The 18,459-nt window shown below is 60.9% G+C and carries 18 protein-coding genes; 8 read left to right on the top strand and 10 right to left on the bottom strand.

Going from position 1 to position 18,459, the window contains the following annotated elements; translation table 11 throughout:
- Window positions 1-37: 37 nt before the first annotated feature.
- The 7 genes from BLL52_RS12255 to BLL52_RS12225 all read right to left on the bottom strand — a co-directional run bounded on the left by BLL52_RS12255 (window position 38) and on the right by BLL52_RS12225 (window position 9,160).
- The gene (locus BLL52_RS12255; protein WP_075586899.1) at window positions 38-3,238 is read right to left on the bottom strand and encodes a PAS domain-containing protein; all 3,201 of its coding nucleotides are present in this window, start codon (window positions 3,236-3,238) and stop codon (window positions 38-40) included.
- Window positions 3,239-3,248: 10 nt separating this feature from the next.
- Window positions 3,249-3,404, bottom strand: a complete 156-nt coding sequence (locus BLL52_RS20785) for a hypothetical protein (RefSeq protein WP_156876218.1) — start codon at window positions 3,402-3,404, stop codon at window positions 3,249-3,251.
- Window positions 3,405-3,454: 50 nt separating this feature from the next.
- Window positions 3,455-4,993 carry a malonate--CoA ligase gene (locus BLL52_RS12245; protein ID WP_075587240.1) on the bottom strand — a complete coding sequence of 513 codons (1,539 nt, stop codon included), beginning with the start codon at window positions 4,991-4,993 and terminating at the stop codon, window positions 3,455-3,457.
- Between the two features lie 72 nt (window positions 4,994-5,065).
- Window positions 5,066-5,884 carry an enoyl-CoA hydratase/isomerase family protein gene (locus tag BLL52_RS12240; RefSeq protein WP_075586897.1) on the bottom strand — a complete coding sequence of 273 codons (819 nt, stop codon included), beginning with the start codon at window positions 5,882-5,884 and terminating at the stop codon, window positions 5,066-5,068.
- 89 nt (window positions 5,885-5,973) lie between these two features.
- A complete protein-coding gene (gene lgt / locus BLL52_RS12235; RefSeq protein ID WP_075586896.1) occupies window positions 5,974-6,786 on the bottom strand; it encodes a prolipoprotein diacylglyceryl transferase in 813 nt (270 codons plus the stop codon).
- 116 nt (window positions 6,787-6,902) lie between these two features.
- The gene (gene ilvD / locus BLL52_RS12230; protein WP_075586895.1) at window positions 6,903-8,762 is read right to left on the bottom strand and encodes a dihydroxy-acid dehydratase; all 1,860 of its coding nucleotides are present in this window, start codon (window positions 8,760-8,762) and stop codon (window positions 6,903-6,905) included.
- Window positions 8,763-8,914: 152 nt separating this feature from the next.
- Window positions 8,915-9,160 (bottom strand): TIGR04438 family Trp-rich protein, encoded by a 246-nt coding sequence (locus BLL52_RS12225; protein ID WP_075586894.1) that lies wholly within the window; start codon window positions 9,158-9,160, stop codon window positions 8,915-8,917.
- 131 nt (window positions 9,161-9,291) lie between these two features.
- On the opposite strand from BLL52_RS12225, the gene BLL52_RS12220 reads away from it, so the two are divergent.
- Together BLL52_RS12220 and BLL52_RS12215 are read left to right on the top strand one after the other, a co-directional pair.
- Entirely contained in the window at window positions 9,292-9,594 is a 303-nt protein-coding gene (locus BLL52_RS12220; protein WP_075586893.1) for a c-type cytochrome, read from the top strand.
- A 40-nt stretch (window positions 9,595-9,634) separates the two neighbouring features.
- Window positions 9,635-10,336 (top strand): class I SAM-dependent methyltransferase, encoded by a 702-nt coding sequence (locus BLL52_RS12215; protein ID WP_075586892.1) that lies wholly within the window; start codon window positions 9,635-9,637, stop codon window positions 10,334-10,336.
- 29 nt (window positions 10,337-10,365) lie between these two features.
- Here the strand turns inward: BLL52_RS12215 and BLL52_RS12210 are convergent, their stop codons facing one another.
- From BLL52_RS12210 to dinG, 3 genes are all read right to left on the bottom strand, one after another.
- Window positions 10,366-11,802 carry a DUF3422 family protein gene (locus BLL52_RS12210; RefSeq protein ID WP_241839141.1) on the bottom strand — a complete coding sequence of 479 codons (1,437 nt, stop codon included), beginning with the start codon at window positions 11,800-11,802 and terminating at the stop codon, window positions 10,366-10,368.
- A 95-nt stretch (window positions 11,803-11,897) separates the two neighbouring features.
- A complete protein-coding gene (locus BLL52_RS12205) occupies window positions 11,898-12,233 on the bottom strand; it encodes a hypothetical protein (RefSeq protein ID WP_075586891.1) in 336 nt (111 codons plus the stop codon).
- A 108-nt stretch (window positions 12,234-12,341) separates the two neighbouring features.
- On the bottom strand, window positions 12,342-14,546 hold the full coding sequence (dinG, locus tag BLL52_RS12200; RefSeq protein WP_075587238.1) for an ATP-dependent DNA helicase DinG: 2,205 nt from the start codon (window positions 14,544-14,546) through the stop codon (window positions 12,342-12,344).
- A gap of 414 nt (window positions 14,547-14,960) precedes the next feature.
- On the opposite strand from dinG, the gene atpD reads away from it, so the two are divergent.
- From atpD to BLL52_RS12170, 6 genes are read left to right on the top strand one after another with little or no spacing between them, the layout of a single operon-like run.
- Window positions 14,961-16,424, top strand: a complete 1,464-nt coding sequence (gene atpD, locus BLL52_RS12195; protein ID WP_075587237.1) for a F0F1 ATP synthase subunit beta — start codon at window positions 14,961-14,963, stop codon at window positions 16,422-16,424.
- 13 nt (window positions 16,425-16,437) lie between these two features.
- Window positions 16,438-16,827 (top strand): F0F1 ATP synthase subunit epsilon, encoded by a 390-nt coding sequence (locus tag BLL52_RS12190; protein ID WP_075586890.1) that lies wholly within the window; start codon window positions 16,438-16,440, stop codon window positions 16,825-16,827.
- Window positions 16,820-17,146, top strand: coding sequence for an AtpZ/AtpI family protein (locus tag BLL52_RS12185; protein WP_075586889.1), 327 nt, complete (start codon window positions 16,820-16,822; stop codon window positions 17,144-17,146). Before BLL52_RS12190 ends, BLL52_RS12185 begins: the two co-directional genes overlap by 8 nt.
- A complete protein-coding gene (locus BLL52_RS12180) occupies window positions 17,143-17,463 on the top strand; it encodes an ATP synthase subunit I (RefSeq protein WP_075586888.1) in 321 nt (106 codons plus the stop codon). Before BLL52_RS12185 ends, BLL52_RS12180 begins: the two co-directional genes overlap by 4 nt.
- The gene (locus BLL52_RS12175) at window positions 17,447-18,145 is read left to right on the top strand and encodes a F0F1 ATP synthase subunit A (RefSeq protein ID WP_075586887.1); all 699 of its coding nucleotides are present in this window, start codon (window positions 17,447-17,449) and stop codon (window positions 18,143-18,145) included. The genes BLL52_RS12180 and BLL52_RS12175 overlap by 17 nt, the downstream gene beginning before the upstream one ends.
- Before the next feature lie 21 nt (window positions 18,146-18,166).
- Entirely contained in the window at window positions 18,167-18,457 is a 291-nt protein-coding gene (locus tag BLL52_RS12170; RefSeq protein WP_075586886.1) for a F0F1 ATP synthase subunit C, read from the top strand.
- Window positions 18,458-18,459: the final 2 nt, after the last annotated feature.

The following is an 18,459-nucleotide window of genomic DNA, read 5'->3' as shown; positions in this document are numbered from 1 at the left end:
AGGGTTCAAAAAAACGCGTCTCTGGCACACGTTAATTTCACTTTAACACTGCCTCACCGTCACGATGCAAGGCTTCCAACAAATTGGCCACCGCTGTTCCCAGCTCTACCAGCCTGGCCCGCCCAGTCTGCTGCGCAACGCCCTCGCCCATCGCTGTGGCCTTGGCTGCCAACTGTTCCAGTTCGGCAAGCAGCGCCACCGCCGGGCTCGCCCCGAACATGGCCAAAATTCCGCGCAGGGTGTGCGTTGCGCGCGACAAGGCGCTCCAGTCCTCTTGCGCTATGGCCTGATACATTTTTTCAAGGTCCACGGGCCAGCTCGCCACAAAGGTGTCGGCAATGATCTCGACGATGTCCTGGTCAACGTCAAGCAGGGCCAAGGCGTAATCAAAACTGCTGCCCGCCATCTGCGTCTGCGCCGCTGCGCGAACATCAGGCATCACGTTTGCTTCAGAATCTATAGCTATCCGCGCTTTTGTAAAAAGGGCTAGAACCCGATTTAGCTCTGAAACTGATATCGGCTTGGGGAGATAGTCGTCCATTCCCGCCTGCAGGCAGCGCTCGCGGTCGCCAGGCATCGCGTTGGCGGTCATGGCCACAATTGGCGTGCGGTTGCCGCGCTCGGTGGCACGGAAACAGCGGCTGGCCTGCAGCCCGTCCAACACCGGCATCATCATGTCCATCAGCACCAGGTCAAAGCGCTGCTGCGCCAAAATATCCAAGGCAATCTGACCGTTACAAGCCAGAGTGATGTGATGTTCCTCGCGCTTGAGCAAGGCCACTGCCAGCTTCTGGTTGATGAGGTTGTCTTCAACTAACAAGATAGCCAAGCCTATCGACCCGGTTGCCGCTGCCTGGGCGCTTAGGGCAGCCACCCCCTCCTGGGCCGGCTCTGCAGTCGAGGCCGCTGACGCTGCAGCCTGCGCCCCGACGCCGAGCATGATGTCAAAGTCGAACTGGCTGCCCAGCCCGAGCTGGCTGCTGACAGAGACGTGCCCGCCCATGGCCGCCACCAGGCGCGACGAGATGGACAGCCCCAGGCCGGTGCCACCAAAGCGGCGGGTGACGCTGCTGTCTTCCTGCGAAAACGCTTCGAAAATACTGTGCAACTTCGACGGGTCAATCCCCACGCCAGTGTCTTTGACAGAAAACATCAGACACCACTGTCCATCCGGCATCGCATGGGCGCGCACGCTCAGCCGAACTTCGCCCCGGTCGGTGAATTTGATGGCGTTGCCCATCAGGTTCAACAGGATCTGCTGCAGCCGCCAAGCGTCGCCAACCACCTCCGCTGGCGTCGTTGGGTCGGTGTCGCACACCAATTGCAGACCCTTGGCTTGGGCAGGTACTGACAAAATCTTCAGCGCGTCTGCCAGCACCCGATGCAAGTTGAAACCAAGCTGCTCGATCTGCAGCTTGCCAGCTTCAATTTTCGAGAAGTCCAGAATGTCGTTAATGACCCGCAGCAAGGCGTCTGAAGAGAGCTTGACGATTTCCAACTGCTCGCGCTGCTCGGCGGTCAACTCGGAATCCAGCACCAGGTCGGTCATGCCAATCACGCCGTTCATGGGGGTGCGGATCTCGTGGCTCATGTTGGCCAGAAAGTCCGACTTGGCGCGGCTGGCCACTTCAGCCGCCTCTTTGGCCCGCTGTAACTCCTCTGACGCCAGCTTGGCCTGGGAAATATCGGCCAAGTAACCGTTCCACAACACGCCGCCATCCACCGCCGCCTTGGGCATGGACTCACCATGCACCCAGAGGATGGCGCCGGTGTGCTTGTGGTGCATCCGGAAATCCAGCGAAATGCGCTGGCCGCTGCGTGCAGACGTTTTGAAGGCTGCCACAAAAGCCTCTTGGTCATCCGGGTGAATCGTCTGGAAAAAAGCCATGGGGTCGGCGGTAACCTCCTGCGGCGCCAGACCACACACCTGCTCGACCACCGAACTGCAAAACGGAAAGTTTTGTCGGCCGTCAGCCCACAGCCGGTACTGAAACACCACCACCGGAATGCTCTCGGTCACCTCGCGCAGGCGCTCACTGGCTTCGCGGATGTGGGTGACATCCTGCCAGATGCCGGTAAACACCGTTGCGCCGTCGTCCGCCAGTGCTGGGGCGGGCAAGATTTGCGAGCGAATCCAGCGCAAGCGCTTGTCTGGCAAACGCACCTGGTATTCAGCGGTCCAACCCTCGCGCCGCTGGGCAGCCGCCATCACCTCGGTAACGCAGCGCTCACGGTCAGCTTCGATGATCTGCGCAAACGCCAGCGAACCATCGCGCAGCAGCGCGTCACGATCGAGCCGACGAATCTCCTGCAACCGCTCGCTCACGAAGGTGTAGCGAATAGTACCGGCACCCACCTCAAACTGAAACACCACGCCGGGCACGGTGTTGGTGATGCGGCGCAGTCGCTCTTCGCCCGCCACCAGCGCCACCTGCATGTTTTTGCGCTCGGTGATGTCGGTGCGGATGGCAATGAACTGCCTGGGTGCGCCGTTGTCGTCCAGCGTCGGAACAATCGTTGCCTGAACCCAGTAAATAGCACCCGATTTGGAGCGGTTGCAAATTTCGCCGTGCCAGACCTTGCCAGCCAGGATGGCTTGCCAAAGGTGTTGAAAAAAAGCCGGCGGATGCACCCCGGCGTTGATCAGTCGGTGGTTGCAGCTCAGCAACTCCGCCAAGCTGTAGCCGCTGATCTGGCAAAACTTGTCGTTGGCGTAGGTGATGTCGCCTGCCAGGTCGGTGATGCTGACGATGGCGTGCTGGTCCAAGGCAAATTTCTGGTTGGCCAGGTCAGCCAGCGCCGCTTGCAAATCGCGTTGGCTGGCTTGGCGCTGTGTGACCAGATCTGACATGAGTTGCGAGAGCGACTCCAGACTGTCTTCACGCAGCGCAGGCATGCCGGGGTTCATCTCGTGCATCAGCCCGTTGGCGGTTTCGCGAAGCGAGTCCATGGCGCGGGTACGGCTGTCAAGCTCATGGCGCAAACGATCATTGGCGTGCGAAAGCTCTACCGAGCTGAGCTGCAGGCTGCGGGTTTTCAGATCCAAGTCGCGGTCATTTTGCGCATAGGTTTCTTCCACCCGGGCCACAAAATCCCCAAAACCAGCGAGGCATCTGGCGACTGGCTCCGACACGCCCGCCTGCCCGGCAAGTTGTGCCAGCTCATCCAGCACTGCTGGCATCTGTGTTTCGTCAACACCTAACAGGCGCCGCGACTGCAGGCTGAGTAATTTGTGCATGGTGCGCTGGTCAGTGAAGGGCTGCGGCTTGCGACAAATAAGGGATGGTCATGGTTCGATTGTGCAGCTTGCAGGCCAGCTTACCGATGAGCAGGCTGATCTGGCTTCGCGAGTCAACGTCGGCCCTATCGACCTCCTGGCGCAGCACGCTTTGAAGAGTTTGCAAGCCGAATCTCCAAGGAGTTTTGCCGCCATGCTAACGAATTCTGTCAAGGCTTAGGCGCTGGGCGGCACAACATACTGAGTACGCAACTGGTTTTTCTGCACCTTGCCCATGGCGTTGCGCGGCAGCTCGGGCACCACAAAACACTGCTTAGGTACCTTGTAATTGGCCACGCTGGCCTTGAGCTGGGCCAGAATCCGCGCGGCGTCGAGCTGCGCGCCCGGGCGCGGCACCACCACGGCCACACCCACCTCGCCAAAATCTGCATGCGGCACACCCACCACCGCGCTCTCAAGCACACCGGGCAAGTCGTTGATAAAGCTCTCCAGCTCGGCTGGATAAACGTTGTAGCCGCCGCTGATGATCAAGTCTTTGCTGCGGCCAACGATGGTGACATAGCCGTCTGCATCCTGCCTGCCGACATCACCGGTCTTGAAATAGCCACCCCCGGTGAACTCCTGCGCGGTTTTCTCGGGCATGCGCCAGTAACCGGCAAACACGCTCGGCCCTTTGACTTGAATGTCACCAATGTCTCCGGCGGGCACCGGCTCATCCCGCTGGTTGACGATGCGCAGTTGCACCCCCGGCAGCGGTGCGCCCACGCTGCCACCGCGACGCTCGCCGGTGTAGGGGTTGGAGGTGAGCATGATGGTTTCGCTCATGCCGTAGCGCTCCAGAATGGTGTGGCCGGTGCGCGTTTGCCAGGTTTGAAAGGTCTCCATCAGCAAAGGGGCCGAGCCGGAAATGAACAGACGCATGTGGCTACAAAGCTCGGCGGTCAAGCCCGGCTCAGCCAGCAGCCGCACATACAAAGTGGGCACGCCCATGAACACGGTGGCGCGCGGCAGGGCTTGAAGCACCGCTTTCGGGTCAAACCTGGTCAGCCAGATCATCTTGCTGCCATTGATCAGCGCGCCGTGGATCGCCACAAAAAGGCCGTGCACATGAAAAATCGGCAGTGCGTGGATCAACACATCACCGCCCTGCTCCGCGCTGCGCCATGCCCAGTACTCTTGGAGCACCAGCGCATTGCTGAGCATGTTGCCGTGGGTGAGCATGGCGCCCTTGGAGCGCCCGGTGGTGCCGCTGGTGTAGATCAGCACCGCCAGGTCATCGGCGTGCCGGGTGGCGGGCGGGTGCTGATCCGGGGCGTGCGCCGCGCGGTTGAGCAGGCTGCCAGTGCGGTCGTCGTTGAGGGTGAACACCCAGGGCGTGCCCGCCTGAAACGCCAGCTTGCTGACCCAGCCGAAATTTTGCGCACTGCAAACCACCACGGCGGGCTCGGCGTCACCGATGAAATAGGCCATCTCGGCACTTTGGTAAGCCATGTTCAGCGGCAAAAACACAAAACCGGCGCGCAGCGTGGCCAGGTAAAGCATCAGCGCTTCAACCGATTTATCCACCTGCGCTGCTATGCGTGCGCCCTCAGGCAAATTGAGCGACTGCAAAAAATTCGCCAGCATGGCGCTGCCACGCTCCAGATCGCGCCAGGTGTAGAACTGCCCGGCGTCGGTCTCTACCGCCGTGGCCTCCAGATCCGCCGGGAAAGCCGCACGAAAAGCCTGGTAAAGATTGGAAGAGGTGGGCGTCATGGCGGTTTCACTTTCTTGGCGGGAGAACGCTGGCAGCGCAGACGCTGAGGGCAGCATATGGCGCCAGACGGTTTAGAACACGGGGGGACGTTTTTCCAGAAAAGCGCTGATGCCTTCGCGCTGCTCCGGGCTGGCGGCGTAGCGGTAGGCGCTGGCCATGAGGCCGCTCAAGGCGTCGGCATTTGCATCGTTATTCATAGCTGCTTGCGCTTTATCCATAAGGGCTGGAGGCCTATTTAATGCACGAAGCGTCTGCTTATTCAGGCGCGCCGCCTGCGGTGCCAGGCTGGAGATGCGCTGCACCGTGGCGTGCGCCAGAGTGGGCAAATCCACATCGGCCACCACCCGGCTCAGAAAACCGCGTTGCAACATCTCCGGCGCGCTGAACACCGCCGCTTCCAGAAGCATCTGCCGCGCAGTGACCAGACCCACTTCACGGCCCACCAGCGCCAACTCACGCGGTGCCATCGGAAAACCCAGCCGGGCAATCGGTGCGCCAAACTGGGCGGATTCAGCCGCCAGTCGAACGTCGCAACAGCTGGCAATCTCGACACCTGCGCCCATGCAATTGCCCGAAATCTGCGCCACGATGGGCACATCACAGGCAAGCATGGCGTTCAAGGCACCCCAGACATCTTCTTCGTGAAAGGCCCGCAGGCTGCTCTCTTCATAACGAAAGCTGGCGTACTCCGAAATGTCACCACCCGCGCAAAAGTGGGCACCGTGGCCCTGCACTAGCACGCAGCGCAGATCTGGCTGGGTCTGGATGCACTCAAACACGCTGCGCAGCTCGCGCCACATACCGCGCGACATGGCATTGAAGCGCTTGGGGTAACGCAAGGTCACCCACGCCACTGCGTGGTCTTGGTGAAACTCGATACGTGCTGGCATGTGTCACAACCTATCTGGCGACATCCAAGATTACTATGAATAAAATAGCTGCTTGCGCTTTCTCTATAAGGGCTAGAGGGCTATTTTCCTTATATTTGGGGTGACTTACGAGCGGCCCACAGCCAGAGTGCCACGCCGCCTGCAATCATCGGCAAGCACAGCCACTGGCCCATACTCAAGCCCAGGCCCAGCAAACCCAGATAGTCGTCGGGCTCACGGAAAAATTCTGCAATGAACCGGAACACACCGTAGCCAAACAGAAAAGCCGCCGCCACTTGCCCGCGCTGGCGCGGCTTGCGGGCATACAGCCACAACAGCACAAACAGCAGCAGCCCTTCCAGCAAGAACTGGTAGATTTGCGATGGGTGACGCGGCAAATCTCCCGCACCGCGAAAGACCATGCCCCAGGGCAAGTCTGGGCTGGCCACACGGCCCCACAACTCGCCGTTGATGAAGTTGCCAATGCGCCCCGCCGCCAGCCCGGTCGGCACACAAGGTGCCACAAAGTCCGCCACCTGCAGCCAAGGCCGCTGGCGGCTGTGGGCAAACCACAGCATCGAGGCGATGACGCCGAGCAAGCCGCCATGAAAACTCATCCCGCCCTGCCAGACATAAAACACTTCCAGCGGGTGCGCCGCGTAGTAGCCGGGCTTGTAAAACAGGCAGTAGCCGATGCGCCCACCCAGCACCACACCCATCACACCCAAAAACAGGATGTCTTCCACGTCGCTCTTGGTCCAGGCGCCAGTGCCTGTGAGCGAGGCAAACGGCTCGTGACGCAGCCGCAGCCTGCCCAACCACATGAACAAGCCAAACGCTGCCAAGTAGGTCAACCCATACCAATGCACGGCCACCGGCCCCAATTGCAGGGCGACAGGGTTAATTTCGGGGTGAATCAGCATGGTGGACGATTGTGCAGCAGGCCAGGTCAACGGTGCCACATGGGTTCAGTGGAGCGGCAGACGCAGTCCACGTGTCGCGGCTGCGCCTGCCAGGGTATCGTCAAAGGCTAGTCGTGTCAGTCTTCAAGAAGCGACAGGTCGCGCACGGCGCCCTTGTCGGCCGACATCACCAGCTTGGCGTAAGCCTTGAGCGCTGTCGACACTTTGCGCGGGCGCGGCAAGGCAGGCTTCCAGCCAAGCAGGTCTTGCTCGGCGCGGCGCTTGGCAAGTTCTTCATCCGACACCAGCACATTGATACTGCGGTTGGGAATGTCGATGCGGATGCGGTCGCCGTTCTTCACCAGCCCAATCGCACCGCCAGCAGCCGCTTCGGGCGAGGCATGGCCAATAGACAGACCCGAGGTGCCGCCCGAAAAACGCCCATCGGTCAGCAGCGCACAGGCTTTGCCCAAGCCTTTGGACTTGATATATGACGTGGGGTAGAGCATCTCCTGCATGCCGGGGCCGCCCTTGGGGCCTTCGTAACGCACGATGACCACTTCGCCGGCCTTTACTTGGTCAGCCAGAATGTGCTCCACCGCCTCATCCTGTGACTCGACCACATGCGCCGGGCCTTCGAACACCATCAGGTCGTCATCCACACCGGCTGTTTTGACCACGCAGCCCTTGAGCGCAATGTTGCCGACCAAAATGGCCAGACCACCCTCTTGCGAAAACGCATGGTCGCCCGAACGAATGCAGCCCTGTGCGCGGTCGAGGTCCAGACTGGGCCAGCGCGCGGCTTGGCTGAAGGCCACCTGCGTCGGCACGCCGCCAGGGCCGGCCATGTAAAAGGTTTTGACCGCGTCAGACGGGTTGCGGGCAATGTCCCATTCGTCGAGCGCGTCTTTCATGGTTTTGGCGTGCACGGTGGGCGTGTCGGTGTGCAGCTTGCCCGCACGGTCCAGCTCACCCAGGATGGCCATGATGCCGCCCGCGCGGTGCACGTCTTCAATGTGGTATTTGTCGGTGTTGGGTGCCACCTTGCACAGCTGCGGCACCACGCGCGACAGGCGGTCGATGTCGGCCATGGTGAAGTCGATTTCAGCCTCTTGCGCAATCGCCAAAATGTGCAGGATGGTGTTGGTGGAGCCGCCCATGGCAATGTCCAGCGTCATGGCGTTTTCAAACGCTTTGAAGCCCATGGAGCGCGGCAACACGCTGTTGTCGTCTTGTTCGTAGTAGCGTTTGCACAAGTCCACCACCTGGCGGCCGGCGCGCTTGAAAAGTTGTTCGCGGTCAGCGTGGGTTGCCAGCACCGTGCCGTTACCGGGCAGCGAGAGGCCCAGCGCCTCGGTCAGGCAGTTCATGGAGTTGGCGGTAAACATGCCCGAACACGACCCGCAAGTGGGGCAGGCAGAACGCTCGATCTCCGCCACGTCGGCGTCAGACACCTTGTCGTCGGCCGCCATCACCATGGCGTCGATCAGGTCGAGCTTTTTGAAGGTCACGATCTGGGTGTTGGGGTCGGTTTTTTGAACCTTGCCGGCTTCCATCGGACCACCCGAGACAAACACCACCGGCACGTTCAGCCGCATGGCCGCCATCAGCATGCCGGGGGTGATCTTGTCGCAGTTACTGATGCACACCATGGCATCGGCACAGTGTGCGTTGACCATGTACTCCACGCTATCAGCAATGATGTCGCGGCTCGGTAGTGAGTACAGCATGCCATCGTGGCCCATGGCAATGCCATCGTCCACGGCAATAGTGTTGAACTCTTTGGCCACACCACCAGCCGCCTCAATTTCACGCGCCACCAGCTGCCCAAGATCTTTCAGGTGCACATGGCCGGGCACAAACTGCGTGAAAGAGTTGACCACCGCAATGATCGGCTTCTCAAAATCGCCGTCCTTCATGCCGGTGGCACGCCAGAGGGAACGAGCACCGGCCATGTTACGGCCAGCGGTGGTGGTTTTGGAGCGGTAGACGGGCATGGTATTTTTCAGCCAAAAAATGGATCAACAAAACTTAAAACGAGTCTGGGATTATGGCCCACAGGCTGCACGCAGCAGGCGTTTCGGGCATACCCACGACGGCAACAGCGGTAACGCGCATGGCCCGCAAGCGCAGACCAAACGGCTCGGGCTTAGCGGCGACGCTTATGAAAATTCGCGTCCAGTGCCTCTTTGGTGCGGGCGCGGCGCTCGTCCCGGCGCTTGTCGTCCTGCTCCATGGCTTTGCGCTTGGTGTAGCCGGTGGCATCCGCCCAAGCCCACCATAGCGCTGCCAGCGCAAAGGGTGTCAACACCAGCCACCATGACCATTGCGCCACCGGGCCCCATTCAAGGTATTTCAACACCATCAAAACCAATCCCAAACCAAGCAAATACATAACGCCGCTTCCTTCCTTATGCCGGATGAATTGCATGAGCGTACCCGGTATTTGCCGCTCTGTCGCGTCAAATGCCGTACCTACAATGCCCGCTCTGAGCGCCGCTATAGCTTTTATTGAAGGATGAACCCATGAAACGCCCTCTTTTGGCGCTGTTGACTGGCGTCTTTTTGGCCGCCCCCGCGCTAGCAGATCAGGCGCTAGCCGAAAAGAAAAGATGCACGGTCTGCCACACCGTCAGCCAAAAAATCCTCGGCCCCGCCTACAAAGACGTGGCTGCCCGGTATGCCGGTCAAAACGCCAGCACCGAGCTCGCAAATAAGATCATCCACGGCGGTGGCGGGGTTTGGGGCGTGGTACCCATGCCAGCCAATCCCAAAATCAGCCGCTCAGACGCCGAGACGTTGGCGCGCTGGATCCTGTCGCTGAAATGACCCGCCCCTCAACACGCCCCCCCTTGACCCGGTCGCGACCATGAACAAAGACATACCCCTTATTGACAACGAGCTGGACCTGCTTGCCGACCTGGTGCCGCTACAAGCCAGTCAGCTGATTGAACTGGGCTGCGGCGCGGCGCGTCTGGCCGGGGCGCTTTTGGTGCGTTACCCCAACGCCCGCGTCACCGGCCTGGAAGTTGATGAGCGCCAACACGCCAAAAATCTGGCCGCAATACCCCAGCCAGGCTTGACCTTTGTTCACGCCGGTGCACAGGCTGTGCCCTGTGCTGTGGCCAGCTTTGACGGCGCACTGATGCTCAAATCGCTGCACCATGTGCCCACTGACTTGATGGCGCAAGCGCTGGCGGAAGTGGCGCGTGTGTTGCGTCCGGGCGGCTGGTTGTATGTGTCTGAGCCGGTTTATGCCGGGCCTTTGAACGAGATCATGCGGCTTTTTAATGACGAACGTGTGGTACGCGCGGCCGCTCAGCGGGCGCTGGACCAGGCGCTATGCAATGGCACGTGGGAAGCTGCTGACGAGCGTCGCTTTGCGATGCCGGTGCATTTCACCGACTTCCACGCGTTTGAGAAACGCATGTTGCAGCCGACTTTCGTCAATCACCAGATTGATGCGCCCTTGCGCGAGGCCATTCGCCAACGCTTTGAGTCGAATAGGGTTCCTGATGGGGTTCGCCTGACACGGCCGATGCATGTTCGGCTGTTGCGCAAGAAGGCTTGATCTTTTACAAAGCCGAAATCGGCTTGGCTTCAAGGAGAGTCGCCAAGCTTGGCGACCAGTTTGCCGTGAATTTTTCGGGTAGTGCGCCATACCACCCACAGCACCACCGGCACCATCACACCGGCAAACATCTCCGGGTTGATTGGCATGCCGCCCGCCTTCATGGCTTTGCCCGCATACAGCAAGAGGCTAATCACGTAATAAGAGATGGCTGCAATCGACAGCCCTTCCACCGTGCCCTGCAAATGCAACTGCGCCGCCTGGCCACGGGTGAGCTTGGCCAGCAATTCCTGGTTTTGCGTCTCGGTGGCAATGTCCACCCGGGTACGCAGCAAATCGCTGGCGCGCGCTACCCGCTCAGAGAGTGAGGCCAGCCGCTCAGATGTTGCAACCACCGTGGCCATGGCCGGGGCCATGCGGTACTGCAAAAACTCACCCAGGGTCTGGGTGCCGGGAATGGCTTTTTCGCGCAGCTCAGCAATGCGCTGGTTCACCAGCGAATAGTAGGCCTGGCTGGCAGAAAAGCGGTAAATATGCTCGGCGGTGGCATGCTCAATACTCGCGGCTAATGAAACCAGGGTGTCGAGCAATTCCTGGTCCGAGGCGCTTTTGCCCTGCAGCAAAGCGGTGATCTTGGCCAGCAATTGCTCCGACTCGGACAACAGCGACCCCAGCGCCTTGGCTACCGGCAGGGAGCGCAACGCCATAAGGCGGTAAATCTCCAGTTCCAGCAATCGCCGGGCGATGCGTCCGGCGCGCGTCTGGCTGGTGCCTTCGGGCGCGATCACCAAAAACCGCTCGAACCCGTCGGATTGCAAACGAAACTGGGTCAGCGCCCACGAATGGCCCAGCGGATGCTGGTAGCCGCCCTCGCCCGCAGCCTTGCCCAGCTCTTTAGACACATCAAAGGCATTGCTGCCCATCAACGAAGCCACCACGTTTTTGCCGCCCAGCCACTTTGTGGCTTGCGCCATCAGCACCTTGGCGTTATCCAGCGGTGCGTGCAGCATGACGAGTTGCACAGCAGACACGGTGCTGCCAGGAATCTGGCGCAGCCAGTCTGGAGGAGTGGCCACATGCGGCATCAGGTCTGGCTCACTCGCACCCAGATGGGCATGCTCAGGCAGTGGCTGCAGCACCGTGTAGCGGGAAAACTCCGTATGACGCTCCCATTTCACGGTATAGCCGCCGCTGCGCAAACGCAAAAAATTGTCTTGCAAAGCCGCCAGTGACAAATCTGCATAACCGGGCAACTGGCTGAGGTGGGCACAGACCATTTCGCGTGTGACTCCGTGATGTAACACCGTCACATCAATCAGCAGTGCGGGCAGGCGCACGCGCGCTGAGGGGCGCGCGTGAACCTCGTTGTGCAGTTTGATGCGCTCGGCGTCGTCAGGCGGCAAAAAAGCGGAAAGTGTATTGGCTTCGGTGTGCATGGCGGTATTTTGCAGGTTTTTCTGTGCCATGGAATGAAGACTACGCCTAAAGACGTCGAGCTGAAAACAAAGAGAAAAACCCGATCAGAACCCCGGTATCAGGGTCGCGCAGCCAGACGTCCGGATCAACGCGGGGTGGTGCGCTTGGGCTCCACATCGGTGACGACGGTCACATCCGTTACGTCTGTCACCTCGGCATCCACCACATTGTCTGCGTCCGCTGCTCGCCCCCGCTGACCCTGGGCTTGCTGGTAAAAACGCTGCCAGTTAGCCTGGCGGTTCATCTGAAACGTCCACGGACTCACCGGTTGACCCGTCAGTTTGGCCCACAACGCACGCACCAGCCACACCAGCAGCACCAGCAAACCGGCCACCATCAAGCTGGCAAAAAACACCAATCCGGCCAGCAGCAGGCCCACGCGCAGCACCAATCCCAGCAACTTCAATATCACATCACTCAAAACATCACTCCTTATGAACGGGTCAATTGGGGTAGCCAAGCCGCATTGCAAGCAACTTTACCTTTTTGATACAACACAACCAGCTTGCGTCCCTGGCGCCCACCGCCTTCAAACCAGCCCCAGCACCGACAGCGTCTGCCCGCGCACCCGGCGTAGCACCGCATACGGCGGCAAACCCTGCAACATGCGCCTTCCATAAGGCTGGCTCAGCAGCCGCTTGTCGTAACACACCACCCGCGCTTGATCGTCTTCGGTGCGGATGGCGCGGCCAGTCCACTGCAGCAGACGGATGCCAGTGGCGGGCACCACCAGCTCGGAAAACGGGTCACGTCCTTCGCGCTTGAGCCATTCGGCGCGCGCCTGCGCTACCGGATCAGACGGAGACGCGAATGGCAACTTGGTAATAAACACCGCCTCGCACAGCTGCCCCGGCAAGTCCAACCCCTCGCCAAAGGACTGCATGCCAAAGATCACCGAGGGCTGGCCGGACTCTATGCGCGCGGTATGAGTGCCCAACAAACGTGCGCGGGACAACTGGCCCTGCACCAGCACCACGCCGAGCAGTGCTGCGTCAAGCGCGTCCACCGCAGCCTTCATCTGAACGCGCGAAGTGAACAGCACCAGCGCCCCGTGCGCCACCAGCCGCAGATCTGCCAGCAAAGCAGCCACCATCTCGCGCGTGAAACTTTCCACATGACGCGGGTCGGCCACGGTCTCCACGACCACCAACTCACCTTGGGTGCGGTAGTCAAATGGGCTGTCCACCGCTAGCGTGGACACATGCGCCAGCTGGTCCAGCCCGGTTTCACTCAGAAAATAGTCAAAACTGCCGCAGCTGGTGAGCGATGCAGATGTCACCACTGCACCCCGCACCTGGTTCCACAGGTGCCGGCGCAGCAAGTCACCCGGCACGATCGGGCAGGCATGCGCGCTTAGAGAAACCAGGCCCGAACTGGTATCGGACCTGAGCCACTTGGCCATCGGCTGTGCCTCGTGCGCTAACAGCATGGCGCTGGTGCCCACCACGCTGTTGATCTTCGGGGCCAGCTGGCCCAGCTGGGCGTACTGCACCGAGTTTTGCGCCGCTTGGGAAGGGTCTTCCTTGGCGCGGGCTTTGAGCTCGGCGCCCAGCGCTTCCAGCACCTCTGACAAGCCGCTGGCGTGGCCGTGGATCAGCGTCATCGGCTCAATAAAAGCTTCAGGCAACACACCATCGGGAAATCGGTGCACGATGTCGTAGCTGGCGGTTACCCCACGGAGCAAGTCCATGGCGATGCGTCCAGCGTCCAGCAGCGCGGTTTTGAGCTGCTGGGCCAGGGTGGTCACATCCTGCGCCACCGCTACCCCCATTTTTTCAGCCACCTCATGCAGAATTTTGGGCAGCTTGTCGAGCCAGCGCAGGCCGGTCAGATCCATCGCACCGGAAAACTGGTCCAGCGCCACAGCGGGCAGGTGGTGGCCTTCGTCAAACACCACCAGGCAGTTGTCCAGGTCCGGCAGCGCCTTCATCCCCAGCGAGGCCAGCACCAAGTCATGATTCGCCACGATCACTTGCGCCTGCGCCAGCAGCGTGCGCGCGTTGTAGTAACTGCAGTTGCGAAACAGCGGGCAATGCCGCGCGGTGCAGGTGTGGCGTTCGGCGGCCACCGTAGACCAGTCGCGTGGGTCAGGCTGCTCACTCAGGCTGTCGCGGTCGCCATCCCACTGGCCAGCAGCCAGCGCGTTGGCCAGGGTGTCATACAGAACCATGCGGCGCTCTTCGGGGTCTTGCCAATCCTGCCCCTTGAGCTGTTTGGCAAAGGCGGTGGGCGGTGGTGGCGTGTCTTCGTCCACACCAAAGAGCTCGCTGCTGTCCTCATCGCCAGATCCGGCCAGGCGCTCCAGCTTCAACTTGCAGACGTAGCGGCCCCGACCTTTGGCCAGCGCATAAACAAACGGGGTGTCCAGCACCGCTGCCAGCGCTGGCAAGTCTTTGGTCATCAGCTGCTCCTGCAGCGCCACAGTGGCAGTCGAGATCACCACGCGGGTTTTACGCGCCATTGCCAAAGCCACTGTGGTGGACAGGTAGGCCGCGGACTTACCCACACCAGTACCCGCCTGGATGACGGTGACCGCCTGGGTCGGGTCAGCTTGATCCCCCAAAGTGATGTTATGCAACTCGGTGGCAATGCGCTCGGCCATCTCACGCTGGCCAGGGCGCGAGCGAAAGCCCGGGCTGCTGGCCACCATCTGGTCGAAAGCCGCCAGCGACACCTTGGCCAAAGCGGCATTAGTAGGCTCGGCAGCCTCTACGTCGGTCAAAGAATCTGTCACAGCCAAGCTTGCCTCACGGTGGGATCATTGAAATGCAGCATCTTGCGGTAAGCCTTGCGCCCTGCCCGCGATGGCTTTGGGGCGGGGGTATGAGTGACTGGTCATGGGGCAAATCAAAACATTGTCGACGCTAAAGGCGGCCACCAGTACCCGCAGGGCACTGTTTTACCAACGGATAACAGCAGCTTAAATGCGAAGTGTGGGCTAGCGAACAGACTTCGGCAAACTCCTGCGCCATAGTCACTTAACACAGACACAGGCGTCCAGCCGATGGACCGCGCTGAGCGCGCGGGGGCACCTAGACACGCTCGTACTCGAAGGAGCAGATCAATGTGGCGAACGCTTCGGCAACCGCCCGAGAGGCGCGACTCATCTAGTATGGAAAAAATCAACCAGCACGAGGCCAATAAGACCATGCCTCACCAACCCACCGAACCCAGAACCGGCGTTGTGGCGGCAGTGCGCGGCAGCGTTATTGACGCACGCTTTGACAGCCGCCTGCCTCCCATCCGCACCTTGCTGCGCGCCGGCCCTGACGGCGCGGTGGCATTCGAGGTGTTAACCCAGACTGACGCCCGCCACGTGCGCGGTATTGCGCTAACGCCTACGCAGGGATTGGCGCGCGGCATGCTGGTAACGGACACTGGCGGACCTCTGATGGCGCCCGTCGGACCGGCCATTCTGTCGCGCATGTTCGATGTTTTCGGCCAGGCCATCGACCGCCAAGACGCGCCGAAGGACGTCTCATGGCGGTCAGTGCATCGCCAACCGCCGCCGTTGACTCACCGCTCGACCAAGTCGGTGATGTTTGAGACCGGCATCAAGATGATCGACGTGCTGGTGCCGCTGGAAACAGGCGGCAAGGCGGGCTTGTTTGGTGGTGCGGGCGTGGGCAAGACGGTGCTGCTGACCGAGATGATCCACAACATGGTCGGCAAGCATGAGAGCGCTAACAAGGGTGTCAGCATCTTCTGCGGTATCGGGGAACGCTGCCGCGAAGGCCAAGACCTTTACGCCGAGATGAAAGAGGCCGGTGTGCTGGAAAACATGGTGATGGTTTTTGGCCAGATGAACGAGCCGCCGGGTGCGCGTTTTCGCGTGGGTCAGGCGGCGCTGACGATGGCCGAATACTTCCGCGACGACGAGCAGCGCGACGTGCTGCTGCTCATTGACAACATCTTTCGCTTCATTCAGGCCGGCTCCGAGGTCTCGGGCCTGATGGGGCAGATGCCCTCGCGCCTGGGCTACCAGCCCACCATGGGCACCGAGTTGTCGGCTCTGGAAGAGCGCATTGCCAACACCAACAGCGGCGCGATCACCTCAATCCAGGCGGTCTACGTGCCGGCCGACGACTTCACCGACCCGGCGGCCGTGCACACCTTTTCGCACCTGTCTGCGTCGATCGTGCTGTCGCGAAAGCGCGCAGGCGAGGGCCTGTTTCCGGCCATCGACCCGCTGCAATCGAACTCGAAGATGGCCACGCCAGGCATCGTTGGCGAGCACCACTACGCGCTGGCGCAGGAGATCCGGCGCACGCTGGCGCAATACGCCGACCTGAAAGACATCATCGCCATGCTTGGCCTGGAACAGCTGTCGCCGGCTGACCGTGCTGTCGTGGCCAGGGCGCGCCGGCTTGAGCGCTTTCTGACGCAGCCTTTTTTCACCACCGAGCAGTTCACCGGCCTGCAAGGCAAGCTGGTCAGCCTAGCCGATGCACTCGATGGTTGCGAACGCATCCTGCGCGACGAATTCAAGGACCTGCCAGAGAGCGCGCTGTACATGATCGGCCCGATCTCCGAGGTGAAAGTTGGTGCCAAGGCCAGTAGCAAGCGTGCAGCAGACAAGACCGGTGCTGACGCGCCCGGCGCAACCGCTTAGCCGGAGGTGGCTCATGCGACTTAAAGTTTTGCTGCCGTTTCGCGTCTTCGCCGATCAGACCGACGTGTCGCGCATCGTTGCCGAGACGCACGACGGCTCGTTCGGCCTGTTGCCACGTCGGCGCGACTGCGTCGCCGCTCTGGTGCCGGGCATCCTGACCTACCAAAGCGATGCCGACGGCGAGGTCTTTGTGGCTATCGACGAAGGCTTGCTGACCAAGATCGGTAATGAGGTGTGGGTGGTCGTGCGACGCGCCACACGGGGCACCAACCTGGAGCAACTGCGTGAAGCCGTGCAACGCGATTACCTGACGCTCGATGACATTCAACAAAGTGCCCGCGAGGCCACGCGCAAGCTCGAAAGCAATTTCGTCAACCGTTTTGCGAGGTTCAAAAATGAGTGAGCCAACACCCCCAGACCGCCTGGCTGAGCAGGTCGGCAACAAAGCCGCACGCAAGGTGCATGCGCGCCGTGACCGCACACCAGGGCTGTGGTCGGGCCTGGGAACCATGGGCCTGATCGGCTGGTCGGTGGTGGTGCCGACACTGCTGGGCGCAGGGCTGGGGATATGGCTCGACGCGAAGCACCCCGGGGCGCACCCATGGACGCTGACGCTGCTGATGGCCGGCCTGGTACTTGGCTGCGCCAACGCCTGGCACTGGGTGTCACAGCAAGATAAAGAAATACACGAAACCGACCCAGACAAGACTGAACAGCCATGAATATCGTATTTGTACTAATCCTTGCTAGCTTGGCCGGTGGCCTGGCTGGGCTGCTCTTTTTTGGCGGGCTTTGGTGGACCTTGCGCCGAGCGCTGGCTTCGCCACGGCCCGCGTTGTGGTTTGTATCGAGTCTGATCTTGCGCTCGGGTGTCACCGTAGCCGTCTTTTTGCTGGTGGGCGCGGGCGATTGGCAGCGGTTGCTGGTGTGCCTGCTCGGCTTCTGGGCCGCCCGACAACTCGTCGTGCGGGTCACTGCGCCCGCCACTACCGCTTCGCCGGTGATCAGCGTGGAGAGCTGCCATGCGCCTGGGCCCTGATCAGCTGCTGTTCTGGCAGTACGGGCTATTCAAACTCAATGGCACCATTGTCTTCACCTGGGCCTTGATGGCGGTGCTGGTGGTTGGCTCGATGCTGATCACCCGCGGCCTTTCAACCGAACACCAGCGTTCACGCTGGCAGAACCTGCTGGAGATCATCGTCACCACCATCGTGGCGCAAATCCGCGAGGTGGGTCTGGAGCGGCCGGAGCGTTACCTGGCCTTCCTCGGCACACTGTTCCTGTTCGTCGCCGCAGCAGCACTCGCCACCATCGTGCCGGGTTATGAGCCGCCGACCGGATCGCTGTCGACCACCGTCGCGCTGGCGCTGTGTGTGTTTGTCGCAGTGCCTTTTTTTGGTATCCGCGAGCAGGGCCTGCGGGGTTATCTGAAGTCGTATCTTGAGCCGACATTCATCATGTTGCCTTTCAACCTGATCAGCGAAATCTCGCGCACCCTGGCGCTGGCGGTGCGTTTGTTCGGCAACATGATGAGCGGCGGGATGATCGTCGGTATCTTGCTGATCATTACGCCTTTTCTTTTCCCCATCGTCATGACACTGCTCGGCCTGCTGACCGGCATGGTCCAAGCCTACATTTTCAGCATCTTGGCCGCGGTCTACCTCGCTGCCGCCACGCGGTCAGCACCAGTGCCCAAAAAAGCTGCTTCCGCCACAACCTAAACCCAAAAAAAGGAACACCCCATGGACAGTCTGACCATCATCGCGGCGATCTCGATCATCATGGCCGGCATCACCACCGGTTTCGGCACCATGGGTCCGGCGCTAGCCGAGGGCCGCGCAGTGGCGACTGCGCTGACAGCGCTGGCCCAACAACCCGACGCCTCGGCAACCATCACGCGCACACTCTTCGTCGGCTTGGCAATGATTGAGTCGACAGCCATCTACTGCTTCGTGGTGTCGATGATCCTGATCTTCGCCAACCCATTCTGGAACGCGGCCATCGCCCAGGCTGCAGCTGCAGTGGGCAAGTAAGC

This window comes from Rhodoferax antarcticus ANT.BR, assembly GCF_001938565.1.
In the GTDB taxonomy this organism is placed as follows: Bacteria; Pseudomonadota; Gammaproteobacteria; order Burkholderiales; family Burkholderiaceae_C; genus Rhodoferax; species Rhodoferax antarcticus.
This window is presented reverse-complemented; position numbering and strand designations above follow the sequence as displayed.